We start from the raw sequence: 15,941 nt of genomic DNA, 5'->3' as shown, positions 1-15,941 counted from the left end.
CCATCATGACGCCAGCCATCAACCTGCTGAAGAAGCTCAAGATCCCCCACAAGCTCTACCCCTACGAATGCGAAGCCCACGACGACTTCGGCAAGCATGCCGCGACCCAGCTCGGCCTGCCGGAGGCTCAGGTGTTCAAGACCCTGATCGCCCATCACGACAAGCAGGCGGTGGTGGCCATCGTCCCCTCGTCCGGCCTGTGCAGCCTCAAGCAGCTGGCCAAGGCCACCGGCCTCAAGAAGGTGGAGATGATGAAGCCGGCGGAGGCCGAGAAGCTGACCGGCTACAAGGTCGGTGGCATCAGTCCGCTGGCCCAGAAGAAGCTGCTACCCACCGTGCTCGACGACTCGGCCATGCAGTTTGACGAGATACTGGTGAGCGGTGGCAAGCGCGGCCTCTCGGTCGGGGTAGCGCCTGCTGACATGCTGCGCCTGATGCAGTGGATTGCCGCCCCCATCGGGGAATAGAGGCGTGAGCGGGCCCGCCACTGCGCAGGCCCGCCCGGCCAGTCTCGTTTACGGGAGCATGCCCAGTGCGCGGCGACCATGGTCGTTCAGATCGGCCAGGGTGAAGCGACCCTGCCACTCCGCCTCGTAATCTTCGCGGGGGAAGTCGCCAGGCGAAGTTCCCTGCTCCAGCGCTTGGCGCACCAGGCGCGCATAGGCCATGTTCTTCTCGCAGCGGGGCGCCGCCGGAATATACATGACGTTGCCCCACCCCTGCTGCTGCTCCACCGGCGCCACGCCGTGGATCAGGTCGCAGTGCCACCAGACCGAATCGCCTGCGGTCACCGCCGGGATCGAGCTCATCGCCCGCAGCAACAGCGGGTGCCAGGTCTCGGAGACCGGCAACACCTTGCCCGGTGCGACACCGCACAACTCATCCTCCGGCACGTCCGGCTGCAGCGGCCGCAGCAACACGTAGGCCATCGCCTCGGGGATCGGCACCACGTGCAGCAATCCCTGCCCCGACAACATGTCGGAGAGCGCCGTCCACCCCTGGAAGGTACGAAATACCGAGCACTTGGTGGTGTTCTCCACACTGTACTCCTCGACCTCGGTGCGATGGGCCGCATCCCAGGGATCGTAGGCGGCTATGTCCCCCCGGAAAATCGACGCAAACACCTGCTGGTAGGCCGGCAGCAACCAACGCTCGAGGGCCCCCGAGTCGGTATGGGCACCCAGCCCGCGAGAACAGGTGCCGGGCGGACGGCGGCGAATGCGATCGGGATAGATGATGCTCACATCCGGGTCGAACCAGTTTGTCCCATCCGGCCGCTCGAACTGCCACAGACGGTTAAGGAACGACTGCACGGTCGCCATCTCGTCGCTCTGGCGCGCCTCCATCTGGGCCCGTGACCAGTAGATGGGATAAATCTCGGGGCGCGACGCAGCAAGGGAGCCGAAGAAACTGTCGCCGGGCCCGCGATACAGCTCATCAAAACGGTTGAGATCCAGGTAGTCGAGCATGTCGCGATCCCAGGCCAGCGCCCGTTCCCGTGCAAAGTGCCCGCGGATCACCAGACAGCCGCGCCGCCGTATGGCTGCACGCTCGGCCTCGCCGACCTGGCCCGCCGCCAGTGCCTGGTAATCCAGTTCTGGCCACACCGGCTCACCACGGGCACGCAACGCTTCCACCTCGGCCACCCGCGCCCCGATGCGGCGGCTGACCTCGGCAAAGACCGCCTCCACGTCGCCGAGTTGGGCGCGCAGGGCTTGTTTCATCTGACGGATGGCCGCCTTGTGATCGGCGGGCAACTGGGTATGGGTGACGCTCATCTTGCCTCCTGGATAATGGACGAAAGCCAGCAAAAAAACTTTCGTTCGAAATGGCATTTAATTTCAAAAACAAGATACATTAAAAAAATGTTAATACAATCCTCTCCGCTCTCGGGCAGTGAAGACGCAGTCAAGAAGCAGTGCAGGAAGAGAAGGGAGATCAGCAGCGAGCAGACAAGACGACAAAAACAACAGGGCGGCCATGGCCGCCCTGGTTTATTCAAGCGCCGCGCAAGGCGGCCGTGAGGGTCGAGAGGCGCAGGCGCTGGTGCCCCTGCGCATCGAAGTTGTCAGGCGCCAGCCAGCGCGCAAAGCAGGCCTGCAGCGCCGGCCACTCGCTGTCGATCACCGAGAACCAGGCGGTATCGCGCGTGCGCCCCTTGTCCACCCGGCTCTGGCGAAAGGTCCCCTCGTAGCTGAAACCAAGGCGCAGCGCAGCCTGCCAGGAGGGCTGGTTGAAGGCATTGCACTTCCATTCGTAACGCCGATAGCCGAGGGCAAAAGCATTGGCCATCATCAGCGCCATCGCCGCCGTCGCCAACCGCGAGCGCTGCAAGGCGGGGGAAAAGTGCAGCCAGCCCACCTCGATGCTGCCGGCCAGAGGGTCGATGCGCAGGTAGCTGGCCAGCCCCAGCGGCTGTTCACCATGCTCGTCGAAGATGGTGTAGAACTGGGGGTCGCTCTTGGCGGCGCACTCTCGCAGCCAGACCAGCATGTCGGCCTCTGTTGCGTAAGGGCCTGTGGTCAGGTAGGTCCACATGGCCCCGCTGTCGGCGCTGAAGGCCTGCCACAGGCCGGGGCCGTGACGCTCAGGATCCAGCGGCGCCAGCCGGCAACCCCAGCCGTTGAGGGGGCGACGGGGCGGGAACTCGGCGCCCCGCCAGTCGGGCAGCGGCGCACCGACCGGCTGGCCGAACTCGTTCAGATGGATGTCAGCAGCCACAGGCAATCCCTCCCGTTTGCAGCACGCCCGGTTCGCTACCGGTGGCGACGGCAAAGCCGTCCTGCCGCCACCAGTGCAGACCGCCGATCAGCTCCTTGACCTGAAAACCGAGCGCCGCCAGCTTGCAGGCACCCCGGGTCGAGCCGTTGCAGCCGATGCCGTCGCAATAGCAGACATAGACCTTGTCCCGCGCCAGCGCGGCCGTAGTGGCCGGGTTCATGGTGGCGTGGGGAAAGCTGATGGCACCGGGGATGTGTCCCTCGGCATAGTGACCGGCAGAACGGGTGTCGATGACCACGATCCGCTCTTCACCGGCCAGCAGATCGGCGGCCAGATCCGCCGGATCGGTGCGAAAGGCCAGCTGGGCCTCGAAGAAGAGGCGGGCTTGTTCGGCACTGGCCAACCCGCTGCTCAATACATGACTCATAGTGACGCTCCTTGTACTCAAACCCGGATCCGGGTGGTGATGTCGGTGGTGACCGAGTTGGCGATGAAACACTCCTCGTGTGCCTGGTGGTGCAACTGCTCGAGCGCGGCCAGATCTGGCTGACGTTCACCGCCGAACTGCACCAGCGGCTGCAGGGTGACCCGGGTGATGGCCTGACGACCACGGGCATTGGCTTCCATGATGCCCACCGCCTCGTCCCGGTAGCTCTCCACCAGGTAGCCCGCCCTGGCCGCCAGCCAGAGGAAGGTGAGCATGTGGCAGCTGGAGATCGCCGCGACGAAGGCCTCTTCCGGGTCGACGTTCTCGGCCACCGACCAGGGCAGCGGCACCACGTGGGGAGACGAGGAGGCGGGCACCCTGACGCCGCCGTCGAACTCCCACCAGTGGGCCCGGCTGTAACCTTGATCGACGAAGGGCTCGCTGGCCCCGCGCTGCCAGCTGATGGTGGCGCTGTACTCCGACATGCAGACTCCTTTCATTGCCAATAGTTGTGAATCCCGAACCTTGAGCCTCAATGTAGCGACATAATGGCCTTGCCACGCCGACCAATTTTGCCAATATGAGCAGACCAATTAGCGCCCGGGAGATCCCCATGCCTGCCCTGCCCACCCTGTTTGCCACCCAGCAAGCCAACGATCTGCCGCTGCACGAACAGCTGGTCCGCACCCTGCGCTCGGCCATGCTGGCCGGCCACCTGCCCCAGCACAGCCGGCTGCCCGCCAGCCGCATGCTGGCCGCCGATCTGGGGGTCTCCCGCAGCACGGTGGAGCTGGCCTATGGCCGGCTGGAGGCGGAGGGCTATCTGGTGCGCAAGGTGGGGGCCGGCAGCTTCGTGGCACTGGCCGCGGTCTCCCCGACTCCGCGCCCACCCCAGTCGGCGGCCGGTCTGTCGCGCCGAGGTCAGGAGATGGCCGACAGCGGCGCCTGTCACGACGTGCCCGAGGTGGGCCGCTCCTTTGCCTCCAGCCAGCCGGATCCCCGCCTCTTCCCGCAGGTCCTGTGGGGCCGGTTGATGCAGCAGCAGTGGCGCCGGCACGCCGGCGACTGGATGAATTACGGGAAGCCGCAGGGGCTGGAGGCGCTGCGCGGCGCCATCAGCAGCTATCTGGTGCAATCGCGCGGCGTGGTGTGCGAGCCGGACCAGATCCTGATCCTCACCAGCTCCCAGCAGGGGATCCTGCTGGCGACCCAGCTGCTGATCGATGCCGGCGATACCGTCTGGGTGGAGGATCCCGGCTACCCCGGGGCCCGCACCGCCATGGAGAGTGCCGGCGCCCGGGTGCACCCGGTGCCGGTGGATGAAGAGGGGCTCAACCCGCAGGGGGAACACCCGGTGCCGCGGCTCATCTACACCACGCCGGCCCACCAGTATCCGCTCGGCGTGCCCATGAGCCTGCCGCGGCGGATGGCGCTGCTGGCCGAGGCCGAGCGGCACGGCGCCTGGATCCTGGAAGACGACTACGACGGCGAATACCAGTACGATCAGCGGCCACTCCCCGCCCTGCAGGGGCTGGATGGCCAGGGGCGGGTGCTCTACGTGGGCACCTTCAGCAAGGTGTTGTTCGGCTCGCTGCGCCTCGCCTACCTGGTGCTGCCCAGGCCGCTGATGGAGTCCTTCTGTCGGGCCCGGGCCGCGGTCGACGGCCACAGCAACCAGCTGCTGCAGGCGGTGACCGCCGACTTCATCCGCGCCGGTCACTTCGCCACCCACCTGCGCCAGAGCCGGCTGGTCTACCAGAGCCGCCGCGACCTGCTGCTGGCCGAGCTGGCCAGCCACTGCCCCGCCCTTACCCCCATCCACAGCGGGGCCGGCCTGCAGTGCGCCGTGCTGCTGCCCCCCGGCGGCGAGGCGCGCTGGACAGAGGCCGCCAACGCACAGGGGCTGGGGCTGGGGCTGCGCCCCCTCGGCCAGTTCTACCTGGGCCCACCGACGCAGGAGGGGTGGCTGCTCGGCTTTGCCTCCCTCGACAACCAGGCCCTGCGCCGCCTCTGCCGCCAGCTGGGCAGTCTGCTGGCCGCCCGCTGAAGGGGGCCCGTCCACTCAGCCTTGGGAGCCGGTTTGCCCCTGCTCGCGGCAGAGCGCCAGCCAGGCCTCGGCGGTACGGGAGAGATAGCGCTCGCTCGGCCAGATCACCCCGAGCCGCCAGCTCAGCTCGGGTACCAGCGGTCGCAACACCAGGCCATCCGGCGCCAGCCGCCGGCAGATGGGCTCGGGCAGAAAGGCGACCCCCATGCCGCTGCGCACCATGGCGGTGAGAAAGTCCCACTGGCTGCTGCGCGCCGCCACCTGGGGCTCGAAGCCGGCCGCTCGGCACGCCTGCTCCAGCCGCTCGCTCAGGGTGAAGGCCTGGGTGTAGAGCAAGAAGGGCTCGTCGCAGAGCACCTCCAGCCGGATTTCAGGGCAATCCCGCCAGCGCGGGAGGTCGGGCAGCACCACCTGGATCGGGTACTGGTCCAGCTCCAGCGCACTGAGGGCTCCCCCCTCCCTGGTCGGCAGCATGGTGATGGCGAGATCCAGCTCCCCTTCCAGCACCGCCTGCTCGATGCGCCGGCCGCCGTACTCGACGATGGAGAGCTCGACCTTGGGGTAGCGACTGCGGTAGGCGCGGATCAGATCGGCATAGACGTGGCCCACCATGGGCGGAATGCCGAGCGCCAGCCGGCCGAATTGCAGGCTCTGCAGATCGGCGAGCTCCGCCTCCAGCTGCCGCATCTCGGCCAGAATGGTCTGGGCCCGGTTGAACAGCACCTGGCCGCTGTCGGTCAGGGTGAAGCGGCGCCCCGCGCGGCTCAGCAGCGGCTGACCCAGCTCCTCCTCCATGTTGCGGATCATCTTGCTGATGGTGGGCTGGGTGACGAACAGCTTCTCGGAGGCGCGGGTGAAGCTCTGTTCCCGCACCAGTTCGACAAAGTAACGCAGGGCGCGGATGTCCATGGCTCTCTCCTGGCGGACGGCAAAACCTGATCATGCCTCTTTGGCATGATTTTGATAATTTAAATTCATTTTTTGCAGGTTCGGCCTCTCTCTATACTGTGAGCAAGTTCACAGAAAGACCTAGATCATGAAAGCCCTCTGCATTCGCTGGTTCCAGACCCCCTTCCAAATCGCCCTGCTGGCCGCCATCTGGCTGCTGGCCGATCTGGCGGTACGTACCTTCCATCTGCCGCTGCCTGCCAACCTCACCGGCATGCTGGCCCTGCTGGCCTTGATCCTGCTCGGCGTGGTCAAGACCCACTGGTTCAGCGCCGGTGCCCGCTGGCTGCTGGCCGAGATGCTGCTGTTCTTCGTGCCGGCGGTGGTGGCGGTGGTCAACTATCAGGATCTGCTGCTGCAGGAGGGGTGGCGCATCATGGTGGTGCTGCTGCTCAGCACCATACTGGTGCTCGGCACCACGGCGCTGGTGGTGGACCGGGTCTATCGCCTCGAGTTGAAACTGGCCCGCCGGAGTCGTCGTCATGTCTGATACCCTGCTCGGCCTGCTCTGCTTCGCCCTCACCCTGCTGTTCTACTACGCCAGCAAGTGGCTCTACGGCAAGAAACGCATCCTGCCCCTGATGCCGCTGCTGCTGGCCCCCACCCTGCTGGTGGCGGTAGTGATGCTGTTCCACATCCCCTATCAGGACTACATGGCCGAATCCCACTGGCTGCTGTGGCTGCTGGGGCCGGCCACCGTCGCCTTCGCGGTGCCGGTCTACGAGAACCGCCAGCTCATTCGCCGCCACTGGCTGTCGTTGTCGGTGGGGGTGGTCGCCTCGGTGGTGATGGCGGTGGGCAGTACCGTGCTGCTGGCCCGCTGGCTCGATCTTTCCGACATGCTGCAGCGCAGTCTGGCGATGCGCTCCATTACCACCCCGTTTGCAGTGGAGGCGACTCGCGCCATCGGCGGCCAGACCGATCTCACCGCCCTGTTCGTGGTGCTGACCGGCGTCATCGGCATGGCGGTCGGCGAGAGCGTGCTCACCCTGCTGGCCATTCGCAGCCGCCTCGGCAAAGGTGCGGGGTTTGGTGCCTCGGCCCACGGCGCCGGCACCGCCAAGGCGTATCAGATGGGCAACGAGGAGGGGGTGGTCTCCAGCATGGTGATGATGATCGCCGGCATGGTGACCGTGCTGCTGGCCCCCCTGCTCGGCCAACTGTTCTGGTAACCTGCGCGTCGGTAAAAGCCGGGTTTCCCGGGCCCAGGCCCCCAGCCTTGGCGCCACAGCCGCTACACTCAACTCAATGTGACAGCAGTGAGCGGTATGATGAACCACAGAGTGATGATCCTCGGGCTGCTGGCCGGCAGCCTGTTCTTCTCCCCCCTTCTGCCGGCCCTGGACATAGTGACCCACGTCAGCCCCGAGAGTGAGCGGGACCTGCGCACCCTCTACGGCCAGCAGCTGCTGCAACTGGCGCTGGAGAAGACCCGCGACAGCTTCGGCGACTACGAGCTGCGACCGGCCCCGCCCATGAGCCGAACCCGGCTGCGCCAGGTGCTGCAGTACAACCTCTACCCCAACCTGCTGGCCATCGACAGCTTCCCGCGCCCGGAGGGGAGCCACGATCTCGACTACGTCCGCTTTCCGGTGGATCTCGGCATCCTCGGCTATCGCATCTGCTTCGTCAGCCCCAAGCAGCAGCAGGCCGTGGCCCGGGTACGTACCCTGCACGAGCTGCAGCAGTTCAGCCATGGCCAGGGCCGCGGCTGGCAGGATGCCGACATACTGCGCAGTGCCGGCTTCAAGGTGCAGGAGGTGGAGGGCTACGAGCGGCTGTTCAAGCTGGTGGTGCGTGGCCGGGTGGATCTGTTCTGCCGGGGGGCCAACGAGCTGCTGACCGAACTGGATACGCACCGGGATCTGGGGCAATTGACGGTCGACCAGCATCTGGCGCTCTACTACCCCTTCATCCACCTCTTCTACAGCCACAAGGACAACCAGCACGCCCTGCGCCGGGTTCGGGCCGGCCTGCAACTGGCCTGGCAGGATGGCTCCCTGCAGGCGCTCTGGCTCAAGACCTTCAAGCCGGCGCTGGATTTCGCCAGGCTGGACCAGCGGCTGCTGTTCAGGCTGGACAACCCCTTGCTGCAAGGGCTCGACTTCGATTACCAGCCCTATCTTTACGATCCCCTCACCCAGCGCTTCGGGCCCGGCCAGCCGTCCAGCGGCAAGCAGTGAGCCCGGCGGCTCCCCGCCCGCAGCCGGGGAGAGCCACTACACTCAGAGGAGTCTCAGCCTTTCACAGGAGCTCATGATGCACTGGACCCCGCTGCTCGCCCTGCTGCTGGCCCTGCCCGTGCTGGCCAGCCCGACCCTGTTCACCTACATGAGTCCGGAGAGCGAGCACGATCCCAGGAGCACCTATGATCGCGAGCTGCTGCGCCTGGCGCTGGAGAAGACCCGCGCCAGCCATGGCGACTACCGGATGCAGGCCGCGCCCCCCATGACCCTGGCCCGGATGTGGGTCAGCCTGCGCTTCAATGACTACCCCAATCTGTTCGCCATGGACAGCTACCGCTCCGACCGGGACATGAGCGGCATCGACTACGTGCGCTTTCCCATCCACCTCGGCATCGTCAGCTACCGCATCTGCTTCGTCAGCCCAGAGCAGCAGAACGCCGTCGCCGGAGTGACCAGCCTGGAGGGGCTCAAGCGCTTCGACATCGGTCAGGGCAAGGGCTGGCTCGACGTGCAGATCCTGCAGCGGGCCGGTTTCAAGGTGCAGGAGGTGGAGGGCTACGAGCAGCTGTTCAAAATGGTGGCGCGTGGCCGTTTCGCACTCTTCTGCCGCGGGATCAACGAGTTGCCTCAGGAGAAACTGAACCACAGGGATGTACCCGGGCTGGTGATGGATGAGAACGTGGCGCTCTACTATCCGCTGCCCAGGGTCTTCTTCACCCACAACAGCAACCAACAGGCCATCGCCCGGGTGCAACAGGGACTCAAGGCCGCCTGGCGCGACGGCTCCCTGCAGGCGCTCTGGCTGAAGACCTTCAAACCCTCCCTGAGCTTCGCTCACCTCCATACCCGCCGGCTGTTCCGGCTGGAAAACCCCTACATCGAGGGGATCGACTTCAACTATCAGGCCTACTTCTACGATCCCGTGCAGGAACGCTTCGGCCCCGGTGAATAGCCGCTCGCCGTGCAGGCGCAGCAATGAAAAAGCCCGGGTCAGTGACCCGGGCTTTTTTGTCAATGTCTCGTCTCTATGCCTCGTCAATCCTCGAGAAAGGTCCACTCGTCGCGCACCCGGCTGATGGCGTCAAGCCGCCGCTTGGCCAGCTGCTCGCGAATAGCCTCCCCCTTGAACCCGGCCGCCACTATCTCCTTCACCGGCACGGCCTGGGCCGCCGCCAGCGCCTGCGCCACATAGTCGGGCTCGGCATAGACCCGCTCCTCGAAGCCGGTGCGGCCGTGGAAGTCGGCGCGGCAGGCGTCCAGCAGCTGGGCGAAGCGCTCCGGCCTGCGCCAGACATCGGCTTTGTCGAACACCTTGAGCAGGGTCGCAGGCTTGAGCTCGAAGGCGATGTGGATATGGGTGTGCAGGTCGCTCACCAGCAGCGCCAGATCGCGGCACTCGTTCGGTACCCGGAACCGCTCGCAGAAATCGCGGATCAGCGGCAAGCCCTTCTGGCCGTGACCGTGGTGACTCGGCCAGAACTCCGGCGGAGTCAGCCCCTTGCCAAAGTCGTGGCACAGCGCCGCGAAGCGCACCGCCAGCGCTGGCGAAAGCCGGCAGGCCTGTGCCAGCACCATCATGGTGTGGATGCCGGTATCGATCTCCGGGTGCCACTTGGCGGGGGCAGGCACCCCGAACAGGGCATCCAGCTCGGGGAACAGCGCCGCCAGGGCGCCGCACTCGCGCAGCACCTCGAAAAACACCTGCGGGGTCGGCCCCAGCAGCACCTTTTCCAGCTCCTTCCAGACCCGCTCCGGGGTCAGGTGGGCCAGCTCGCCGGCCTCGGTCATCTCGCGCATCAGCGCCAGCGTCTCGGGGGCCACCACGAAACCCTGGGCGTGGAAGCGGGCGGCGAAGCGGGCCACCCGCAAAATGCGCAGCGGATCTTCGGCAAAGGCGGGGGAGACGTGGCGCAGCAGCCGTTGTTTCAGATCCTCGATGCCGCCATAGGGATCGTGCAGTTGCCCCGCCTCATCCTCGGCGATGGCGTTGACGGTGAGATCCCGGCGCAGCAGATCCTGCTCCAGCGTCACCTCCGGCGAGGCGTGGCAGACGAAGCCGGTATATCCCCGGCCCTGCTTGCGCTCGGTGCGGGCCAGCGCGTACTCCTGCTGGGTCTTGGGGTGCAGAAACACGGGAAAATCGCGGCCCACCTGGGTAAAGCCCAGTGCCAGCATCTGTTCCACGGTCGCCCCGACCACCAGGTGATCCCTGTCGCCCTGCGGCAATCCCAGCAGGCGATCCCGCACCGCGCCCCCAACCAGATAAGTCTGCAAGCTGTGTCTCCCTTGATAAACCTGTCCCGATTATACCGGTTTGGCCGGTGGAGACTATGGCTGCCCCCATCCCCCGTCGGCGGGACGAGCCCATGACGGCCCCATGAGAGGCAAAACGCCCCTCGCCACCCGCCTCGCCAGCCAACCCGGCAGCGCCCTTTCTCCCGCCGGCAAATCAGGGTGCGCGCTGGCCCCCCTTATGGCATCCGGGTCTTTGACATCCCTTTGGGGAGGCTTTAACCTGCCGCCCATAACAACGGAATGGATCCTTATGTACACACAGTTCTTCGGTCTGTCGGAGCACCCGTTCTCCATCTCGCCCAATCCCAAATACCTCTACATGAGTGAACGCCACGGGGAAGCCCTCGCCCACCTCAACTACGGGTTGCAGGATGGGGGCGGCTTCGTGCTGCTGACCGGGGAAGTGGGCACCGGCAAGACCACCGTCTCCCGCTGCCTGTTGCAGCAGTTGCCGGCCGAGACCGAGATCGCCTACATCCTCAATCCATCCCTGACCGAACGAGATCTGCTGGCGGCCATCTGCGACGAGTTCCAGCTGGCCTATGGCCAGGATGCCGGCCTCAAGCAGCTGTTCGACCTCATTCGCGATCACCTGCTGGCCAATCTGGCGGCAGGCAAGCGCAGCGTGGTGCTGGTGGACGAAGCCCAGCACCTGCTGCCCGGCGTGCTGGAACAGCTGCGCCTGCTCACCAACCTGGAGACCGACGAGAAGAAGCTGCTGCAGGTAGTGCTCATCGGCCAGCCCGAGCTGCAGCAGATGCTGCGCCAGCCCCTGCTGCGCCAGCTGGCCCAGCGCATCACCGCCCGCTACCACCTGCTGCCGCTCTCCTGCCAGGACGTGGACGCCTATGTCCGCTTTCGCCTGCAGGTAGCCGGCTGCGTGCAGCCCATCTTCACCCCCAAAGCGATCCAGACCCTGCACCGCCTCTCCGGCGGCATCCCGCGCCTCATCAACCTCATCTGCGACCGCGCCCTGATCGCCGCCTTCGCCCGCGGCAGCCACAAGATAGTCCACGGCGACATCAGCCTGGCGGCCTTCGAGGTGAGCGGCATCCGTGACGAGGGCACCTGGCAGTCCGGCTTGATGGTGGCGCTGGTCGGCGCCTTGCTGGTGGCCACCGGCTGGTGGGGCTGGCAGTTCTTCGGTTTCTTCCCGACCCGCCCGGTGGTCACGGTGGAGGTGCCGGTCAAGGTGGACGACACCCCGGAGCAGCAGGAGCAGCTGACCCGCGCCATCAATCAGGCGCTGGAACCGGACAGCGCCATGCAGAATCTCTACAAGGTGTGGGGCTACCAGACCGAGCTGGAAGAGGCGACCTGCGACAACGCGCCGCGCGCCGGCCTGCGCTGCCAGGAGGGCGAGGCCTCCCTGGCCGATCTGCAGGCCCTGCAGTATCCCGCCCTCGTCAGCCTGACCGACGAGACCGGCGGCACCTATTACGCCACCCTGGTCAACCTCGGGCCCGACAAGGCCAACCTGCTCATCGGCAACCAGAGCTGGCAGGTGGACAGGCAGTGGCTGAGCGATTACTGGGGCGGCAGCTACACCCTGCTGTGGCGCATGCCCAAGGGGGGTGTCACCCTGATCGGCAACAACGCCGGCCCCAACCAGGTGCAGTGGCTCGACAACGCCCTCAGCCGGGCCCTGCAGCAGCCGGATCGCAAGGTCCGCCGCTTCGATGCCGAGCTCAAGACCAAGCTGCAGCAGTTCCAGCGCGCCCAGGGGCTGAACCCGGACGGCATCGCCGGCAGCAATACCCTGCTGCGCCTCAACGTGATGGCTGGCGAACCCATGCCGAAGCTGGAAGACCCTGCCCAGCGGGCCAGCAAGCCGGCCAAGCTGGATCCGGCAGAGGATGACGATGCCATGAACACACTGTCGGAGGAGGCTTCCTGATGTCCACCCTGCTCAAGGCGCTGCGGCGGGCCGACCAGCCCCAGTTCACCCCGCACATCCCGGCAATGGGGCTGCCGGTCAGCCAGGAAGAGGAACAACCCAGGCGCTGGATCTGGTGGCTGCTGGCCCCGCTGGCACTGGTGATGGGGGCCGCCGCCAACTACGGCTGGCACCTGCTCAACAACCGCCCCATCGAGAAGACGGTGGAGGTGAAGGAGGTCGTGACGCCGCCCTTCGTGCGGGTCGAGCCCAAGCCGATGATCACCCGTCCGCTGCCACCGCCGCCGCCCGAACCCGTGATCATCCCCAAAGCCGATGCCCAGCCCGCACCGGCACCCGCCGACAGTAGCCAGGGGCTGGCCGAGCGCATCCTCAATGCACTCAACAACACCCCGTTGCAGCAGAGCGCGCCACCACAGGTGCCGGAAGAACTGCAGGCCACGCCGCTCAGCGCCCTGCCGCAGGCACTCCGCCAGCAGGTGCCGCCGCTGGCCTACGGTGCCCACGTCTTCTCCTCCAACCCGGCCAACCGGGCCGTGACCCTGAACGGGCGCACCTACCGGGAAGGCAGCGAGGTCGCCCCTGGCGTCACCCTGCTCGCCATCGCCCAGGATTACATCATCCTGCAGGTGGGCGGCCAGAACGTCAGCCTCAAGGCGCTGCAGGACTGGCGCGGCTGAAGCGCGCCCCTGCCAGCCCGAAGCTGGCCACCATTTCAAGAGGGAGCCTGAGAGCTCCCCTTTTTAATCAATAACATGAGAACAACGTGAGCAATCCGAACCACACCACCTTCGCCAACCGGGCGTTGCACTGGTGTCAGCGCCAAGACCGCTACACGTTAGTCAATTTAGTTTTAAATCAATAACATGAGCATAATGTGAACAACTCAGATAACGCGACCTTCGCCACCAGGATCCTGGACTGGTATCAGCTCCACGGCCGCAAGACCCTGCCCTGGCAACAGGAGAAGACCCCCTACCGGGTCTGGGTCTCGGAAATCATGCTGCAGCAGACTCAGGTCGCTACGGTCATTCCCTACTATCAGCGCTTTATGGCCCGCTTTCCCGACGTGCTGGCGCTGGCCGACGCCCCCATCGACGAGGTGCTGCACCACTGGACCGGGCTCGGCTATTACGCCCGCGCCCGCAACCTGCACAAGGCGGCCCAGCAGATCCGCGACCTCCATGACGGTCTCTTCCCGGAGCGACTGGAGGAGGTGATGGCGCTGCCGGGGATCGGCCGCTCCACCGCGGGCGCCGTGCTCTCCCTCTCCCTTGGCCAGCCCCACGCCATTCTGGATGGCAACGTGAAGCGGGTACTCACCCGCTGGCTGGCCCTGCCCGGCTGGCCCGGCCAGAAGCAGGTGGAGAACGATCTGTGGGAGCTGGCCACCCGCCTCACCCCCAAGCTCGGGGTGGCCCACTACAACCAGGCCATGATGGACATGGGCGCCACCGTCTGCACCCGCAGCAAGCCCGCTTGCGAGCGCTGCCCGGTGCGGGAGGATTGCCAGGGGCTGTCGCAGGGCAACCCCACCGCCTACCCCAACAGCAAGCCCAAGAAGAGCATCCCGGCCCGTACCGGCATCATGCTGCTCATCCGCCACGGCGATCAGCTGCTGCTGGAGAAGCGGCCGCCGCAGGGGATCTGGGGCGGGCTCTACTGCTTCCCCCAGGTGGAGTCGGACGCCGAAGTGGCGGGGCTGTTGCAGCGGCTCGGCCTGACCGGCAGCGAACCCCGTGAACTGGCCGGTTTTCGCCATACTTTCAGCCACTTTCACCTCGATATCCGGCCCATGCTGCTCGAAACCGACGCACCGCCGGCCCCCCTGCTCATGGAAGCGGATAACCGACTCTGGTATAACTTACGCCATCCTGCAGAGGTGGGTCTGGCGGCCGCCACGGCCCGTCTGCTCGCCTATCCGGACTTACAACCATAGAGGTCAACATGAGCCGTACCGTATTTTGCCAGCGCCTGAAAAAAGAGGGCCCGGGTCTCGATTTCCAGCTCTACCCCGGTGAACTCGGCAAGCGCATTTTTGACAACATCAGCAAGGAAGCCTGGACCGAGTGGCAGAAGAAGCAGGTGATGCTGATCAACGAGAAGAAGTTGAACATGATGAACCTCGAGCATCGCCAGCTGCTGGAGAAAGAGATGGTGAACTACCTGTTCGAAGCGGGTGAAGTGGCCATCGACGGTTATACCCCGCCCAGCAAATAATCCGTGAACGGGGCCGGCGCAGGCCGGCCCCGTCGACTCACGGCAATGACGGAAGTGACGGGCGGCCCGCCGCCCAGTTTGAGGACTCTATGGGCCGAATTTTCTGGCTGCTGTGCACCCTGCTGTTTCTCTCTGCCTGCTCATCCTCCCCCAAGCCCAATGGCAACGAGGATGACGATCTCGTCAACGGCAAGGACATCCGCGGTTTCGAACACATGATCAGCGCGCTCTCCCACAACGTGAACGAGATATGGGGGCGTGAGGCGCTGTTTGCGGGCAAGTTTGACTACGTCAAATACACGGATCAGTACAAGAGCCGGGCCCACATCGACTTCTCCAGTGGCCACATCATGGTCGAGACCGTCTCCGGCATCGACCCGCGCTCCCACCTGCGCCGCGCCATCATCGAGACCCTGCTCACCCCAGACGATCCGGCGGAAGTGGATCTTTACTCCGACGCCGAGATCCTGCCCGGCGGCGAGCCCTTCCTTTACGGCCAGGTGCTGGACAACCAGGGCCAGCCGATCCGCTTCGACTGGCGCGCCGAGCGCTATGCCGACTACCTGCTCAACACGGCGATGAAGAAGCGCACCTTGGGCATTCGCACCATCTTCTTCGTCGACATCCCCATGGTGGCCAACCACGAGGATCGACGGGGCTACAAGTACGCCAGCCTGATCCGGGAAGCCTCCCGCAAGTACGGGGTGGCCGAGAGCCTGATCTACGCGGTGATCAAGACCGAGAGCAGCTTCAACCCCTATGCGGTCAGCCATGCCAACGCCTACGGCCTGATGCAGGTGATCCCGGCTACCGCCGGGCGGGACGTCTACGTACGGGTCAAGGGCAAGAGCGGCCAGCCGACCCGGGAGGACCTGTTCAACCCGGCCTACAACATCGACGTCGGGACCGCCTACCTGCACCTGCTGCAGACCGTCTATCTGGTGGATATCCAGGATCCGCGCTCGCGCCGCTACGCCGTCATCTCCGCCTACAACGGCGGCGCCGGCGGGGTGCTCAACACCTTCTCCAGCGACCGCAAGGCGGCGCCCGGCATGATCAACCAGCTCTCGCCCGAGGCGGTGTACCAGATCCTGACCGAGCAGCACCCCAAGGCGGAAGCCAGACGCTATCTCTACAAGGTCAATCAGGCCGAGAAGGGCTTCAAGCGCACGCTGGCCCGTACCGGCTAAGCAGACCAAG

At 65.7% G+C, this 15,941-nt stretch carries 17 protein-coding genes; 11 read left to right on the top strand and 6 right to left on the bottom strand.

Translation table 11 applies throughout. The features are described 5' to 3' along the window. The first annotated feature begins 5 nt into the window (after positions 1-5). Positions 6-467, top strand: coding sequence for a Cys-tRNA(Pro) deacylase (ybaK, locus tag OKC44_RS14805; RefSeq protein WP_011707484.1), 462 nt, complete (start codon positions 6-8; stop codon positions 465-467). A 48-nt stretch (positions 468-515) separates the two neighbouring features. Here ybaK and OKC44_RS14800 read toward each other — a convergent pair whose 3' ends face one another. From OKC44_RS14800 to OKC44_RS14785, 4 genes are all read right to left on the bottom strand, one after another. Next, entirely contained in the window at positions 516-1,778 is a 1,263-nt protein-coding gene (locus OKC44_RS14800) for a DUF1479 domain-containing protein (RefSeq protein WP_270813693.1), read from the bottom strand. A gap of 220 nt (positions 1,779-1,998) precedes the next feature. Beyond that, positions 1,999-2,721: a GNAT family N-acetyltransferase gene (locus OKC44_RS14795; protein WP_077095191.1), complete on the bottom strand. Its 723-nt coding sequence runs from the start codon at positions 2,719-2,721 to the stop codon at positions 1,999-2,001. Next, positions 2,711-3,148: a rhodanese-like domain-containing protein gene (locus OKC44_RS14790; protein WP_139390706.1), complete on the bottom strand. Its 438-nt coding sequence runs from the start codon at positions 3,146-3,148 to the stop codon at positions 2,711-2,713. Before OKC44_RS14790 ends, OKC44_RS14795 begins: the two co-directional genes overlap by 11 nt. Before the next feature lie 17 nt (positions 3,149-3,165). Further along, positions 3,166-3,633 (bottom strand): OsmC family protein, encoded by a 468-nt coding sequence (locus OKC44_RS14785; RefSeq protein WP_011707488.1) that lies wholly within the window; start codon positions 3,631-3,633, stop codon positions 3,166-3,168. Between the two features lie 128 nt (positions 3,634-3,761). Between OKC44_RS14785 and pdxR the strand changes: the two genes are divergently transcribed. Further along, positions 3,762-5,195: a MocR-like pyridoxine biosynthesis transcription factor PdxR gene (pdxR, locus tag OKC44_RS14780; protein ID WP_270813689.1), complete on the top strand. Its 1,434-nt coding sequence runs from the start codon at positions 3,762-3,764 to the stop codon at positions 5,193-5,195. 15 nt (positions 5,196-5,210) lie between these two features. Here the strand turns inward: pdxR and OKC44_RS14775 are convergent, their stop codons facing one another. Next, a complete protein-coding gene (locus OKC44_RS14775) occupies positions 5,211-6,104 on the bottom strand; it encodes a LysR family transcriptional regulator (protein WP_270813687.1) in 894 nt (297 codons plus the stop codon). Positions 6,105-6,231: 127 nt separating this feature from the next. Here OKC44_RS14775 and OKC44_RS14770 point away from each other — a divergent pair, with 127 nt between their 5' ends. The 4 genes from OKC44_RS14770 to OKC44_RS14755 all read left to right on the top strand — a co-directional run bounded on the left by OKC44_RS14770 (position 6,232) and on the right by OKC44_RS14755 (position 9,281). Beyond that, on the top strand, positions 6,232-6,633 hold the full coding sequence (locus tag OKC44_RS14770) for a CidA/LrgA family protein (protein ID WP_011707491.1): 402 nt from the start codon (positions 6,232-6,234) through the stop codon (positions 6,631-6,633). Next, positions 6,626-7,315, top strand: coding sequence for an LrgB family protein (locus OKC44_RS14765; RefSeq protein ID WP_011707492.1), 690 nt, complete (start codon positions 6,626-6,628; stop codon positions 7,313-7,315). Before OKC44_RS14770 ends, OKC44_RS14765 begins: the two co-directional genes overlap by 8 nt. A gap of 96 nt (positions 7,316-7,411) precedes the next feature. Continuing rightward, a complete protein-coding gene (locus OKC44_RS14760) occupies positions 7,412-8,326 on the top strand; it encodes a hypothetical protein (protein ID WP_130631598.1) in 915 nt (304 codons plus the stop codon). A gap of 76 nt (positions 8,327-8,402) precedes the next feature. After that, positions 8,403-9,281 (top strand): hypothetical protein, encoded by an 879-nt coding sequence (locus OKC44_RS14755; RefSeq protein WP_270814073.1) that lies wholly within the window; start codon positions 8,403-8,405, stop codon positions 9,279-9,281. An 83-nt stretch (positions 9,282-9,364) separates the two neighbouring features. On the opposite strand, the gene OKC44_RS14750 is transcribed toward OKC44_RS14755, so the two are convergent. Next, complete coding sequence (locus OKC44_RS14750; RefSeq protein WP_270813684.1) at positions 9,365-10,603, bottom strand: multifunctional CCA addition/repair protein; 1,239 nt, start codon at positions 10,601-10,603, stop codon at positions 9,365-9,367. 271 nt (positions 10,604-10,874) lie between these two features. Here OKC44_RS14750 and exeA point away from each other — a divergent pair, with 271 nt between their 5' ends. From exeA to mltC, 5 genes are all read left to right on the top strand, one after another. After that, the gene (exeA, locus tag OKC44_RS14745) at positions 10,875-12,521 is read left to right on the top strand and encodes a type II secretion system protein ExeA (protein ID WP_270813683.1); all 1,647 of its coding nucleotides are present in this window, start codon (positions 10,875-10,877) and stop codon (positions 12,519-12,521) included. After that, entirely contained in the window at positions 12,521-13,201 is a 681-nt protein-coding gene (exeB, locus tag OKC44_RS14740; RefSeq protein ID WP_171279799.1) for a GspB family T2SS assembly factor variant ExeB, read from the top strand. Before exeA ends, exeB begins: the two co-directional genes overlap by 1 nt. A 197-nt stretch (positions 13,202-13,398) precedes the next feature. Beyond that, the gene (gene mutY, locus OKC44_RS14735; RefSeq protein WP_270813680.1) at positions 13,399-14,460 is read left to right on the top strand and encodes an A/G-specific adenine glycosylase; all 1,062 of its coding nucleotides are present in this window, start codon (positions 13,399-13,401) and stop codon (positions 14,458-14,460) included. Between the two features lie 8 nt (positions 14,461-14,468). Further along, positions 14,469-14,741 carry an oxidative damage protection protein gene (locus OKC44_RS14730; RefSeq protein ID WP_005305420.1) on the top strand — a complete coding sequence of 91 codons (273 nt, stop codon included), beginning with the start codon at positions 14,469-14,471 and terminating at the stop codon, positions 14,739-14,741. 89 nt (positions 14,742-14,830) lie between these two features. Beyond that, positions 14,831-15,931, top strand: coding sequence for a membrane-bound lytic murein transglycosylase MltC (gene mltC, locus OKC44_RS14725; protein WP_005305423.1), 1,101 nt, complete (start codon positions 14,831-14,833; stop codon positions 15,929-15,931). Positions 15,932-15,941 lie beyond the last annotated feature (10 nt).

Origin of the sequence: Aeromonas sp. S41-2 (assembly GCF_027705845.1) — a bacterium.
In the GTDB taxonomy this organism is placed as follows: Bacteria; Pseudomonadota; Gammaproteobacteria; order Enterobacterales; family Aeromonadaceae; genus Aeromonas; species Aeromonas hydrophila.
This window is presented reverse-complemented; position numbering and strand designations above follow the sequence as displayed.

Bases quoted from the DNA above. Each gene is read 5' to 3' on its own strand.
- ybaK (WP_011707484.1), top strand. From the start codon at position 6: ATGACGCCAGCCATCAACCTGCTGAAGAAGCTCAAGATCCCCCACAAG.
- OKC44_RS14800 (WP_270813693.1), bottom strand. From the start codon at position 1,778: ATGAGCGTCACCCATACCCAGTTGCCCGCCGATCACAAGGCGGCCATC.
- OKC44_RS14790 (WP_139390706.1), bottom strand. From the start codon at position 3,148: ATGAGTCATGTATTGAGCAGCGGGTTGGCCAGTGCCGAACAAGCCCGC.
- OKC44_RS14785 (WP_011707488.1), bottom strand. From the start codon at position 3,633: ATGTCGGAGTACAGCGCCACCATCAGCTGGCAGCGCGGGGCCAGCGAG.
- pdxR (WP_270813689.1), top strand. From the start codon at position 3,762: ATGCCTGCCCTGCCCACCCTGTTTGCCACCCAGCAAGCCAACGATCTG.
- OKC44_RS14775 (WP_270813687.1), bottom strand. From the start codon at position 6,104: ATGGACATCCGCGCCCTGCGTTACTTTGTCGAACTGGTGCGGGAACAG.
- OKC44_RS14770 (WP_011707491.1), top strand. From the start codon at position 6,232: ATGAAAGCCCTCTGCATTCGCTGGTTCCAGACCCCCTTCCAAATCGCC.
- OKC44_RS14765 (WP_011707492.1), top strand. From the start codon at position 6,626: ATGTCTGATACCCTGCTCGGCCTGCTCTGCTTCGCCCTCACCCTGCTG.
- OKC44_RS14760 (WP_130631598.1), top strand. From the start codon at position 7,412: ATGATGAACCACAGAGTGATGATCCTCGGGCTGCTGGCCGGCAGCCTG.
- OKC44_RS14755 (WP_270814073.1), top strand. From the start codon at position 8,403: ATGCACTGGACCCCGCTGCTCGCCCTGCTGCTGGCCCTGCCCGTGCTG.
- exeA (WP_270813683.1), top strand. From the start codon at position 10,875: ATGTACACACAGTTCTTCGGTCTGTCGGAGCACCCGTTCTCCATCTCG.
- exeB (WP_171279799.1), top strand. From the start codon at position 12,521: ATGTCCACCCTGCTCAAGGCGCTGCGGCGGGCCGACCAGCCCCAGTTC.
- OKC44_RS14730 (WP_005305420.1), top strand. From the start codon at position 14,469: ATGAGCCGTACCGTATTTTGCCAGCGCCTGAAAAAAGAGGGCCCGGGT.
- mltC (WP_005305423.1), top strand. From the start codon at position 14,831: ATGGGCCGAATTTTCTGGCTGCTGTGCACCCTGCTGTTTCTCTCTGCC.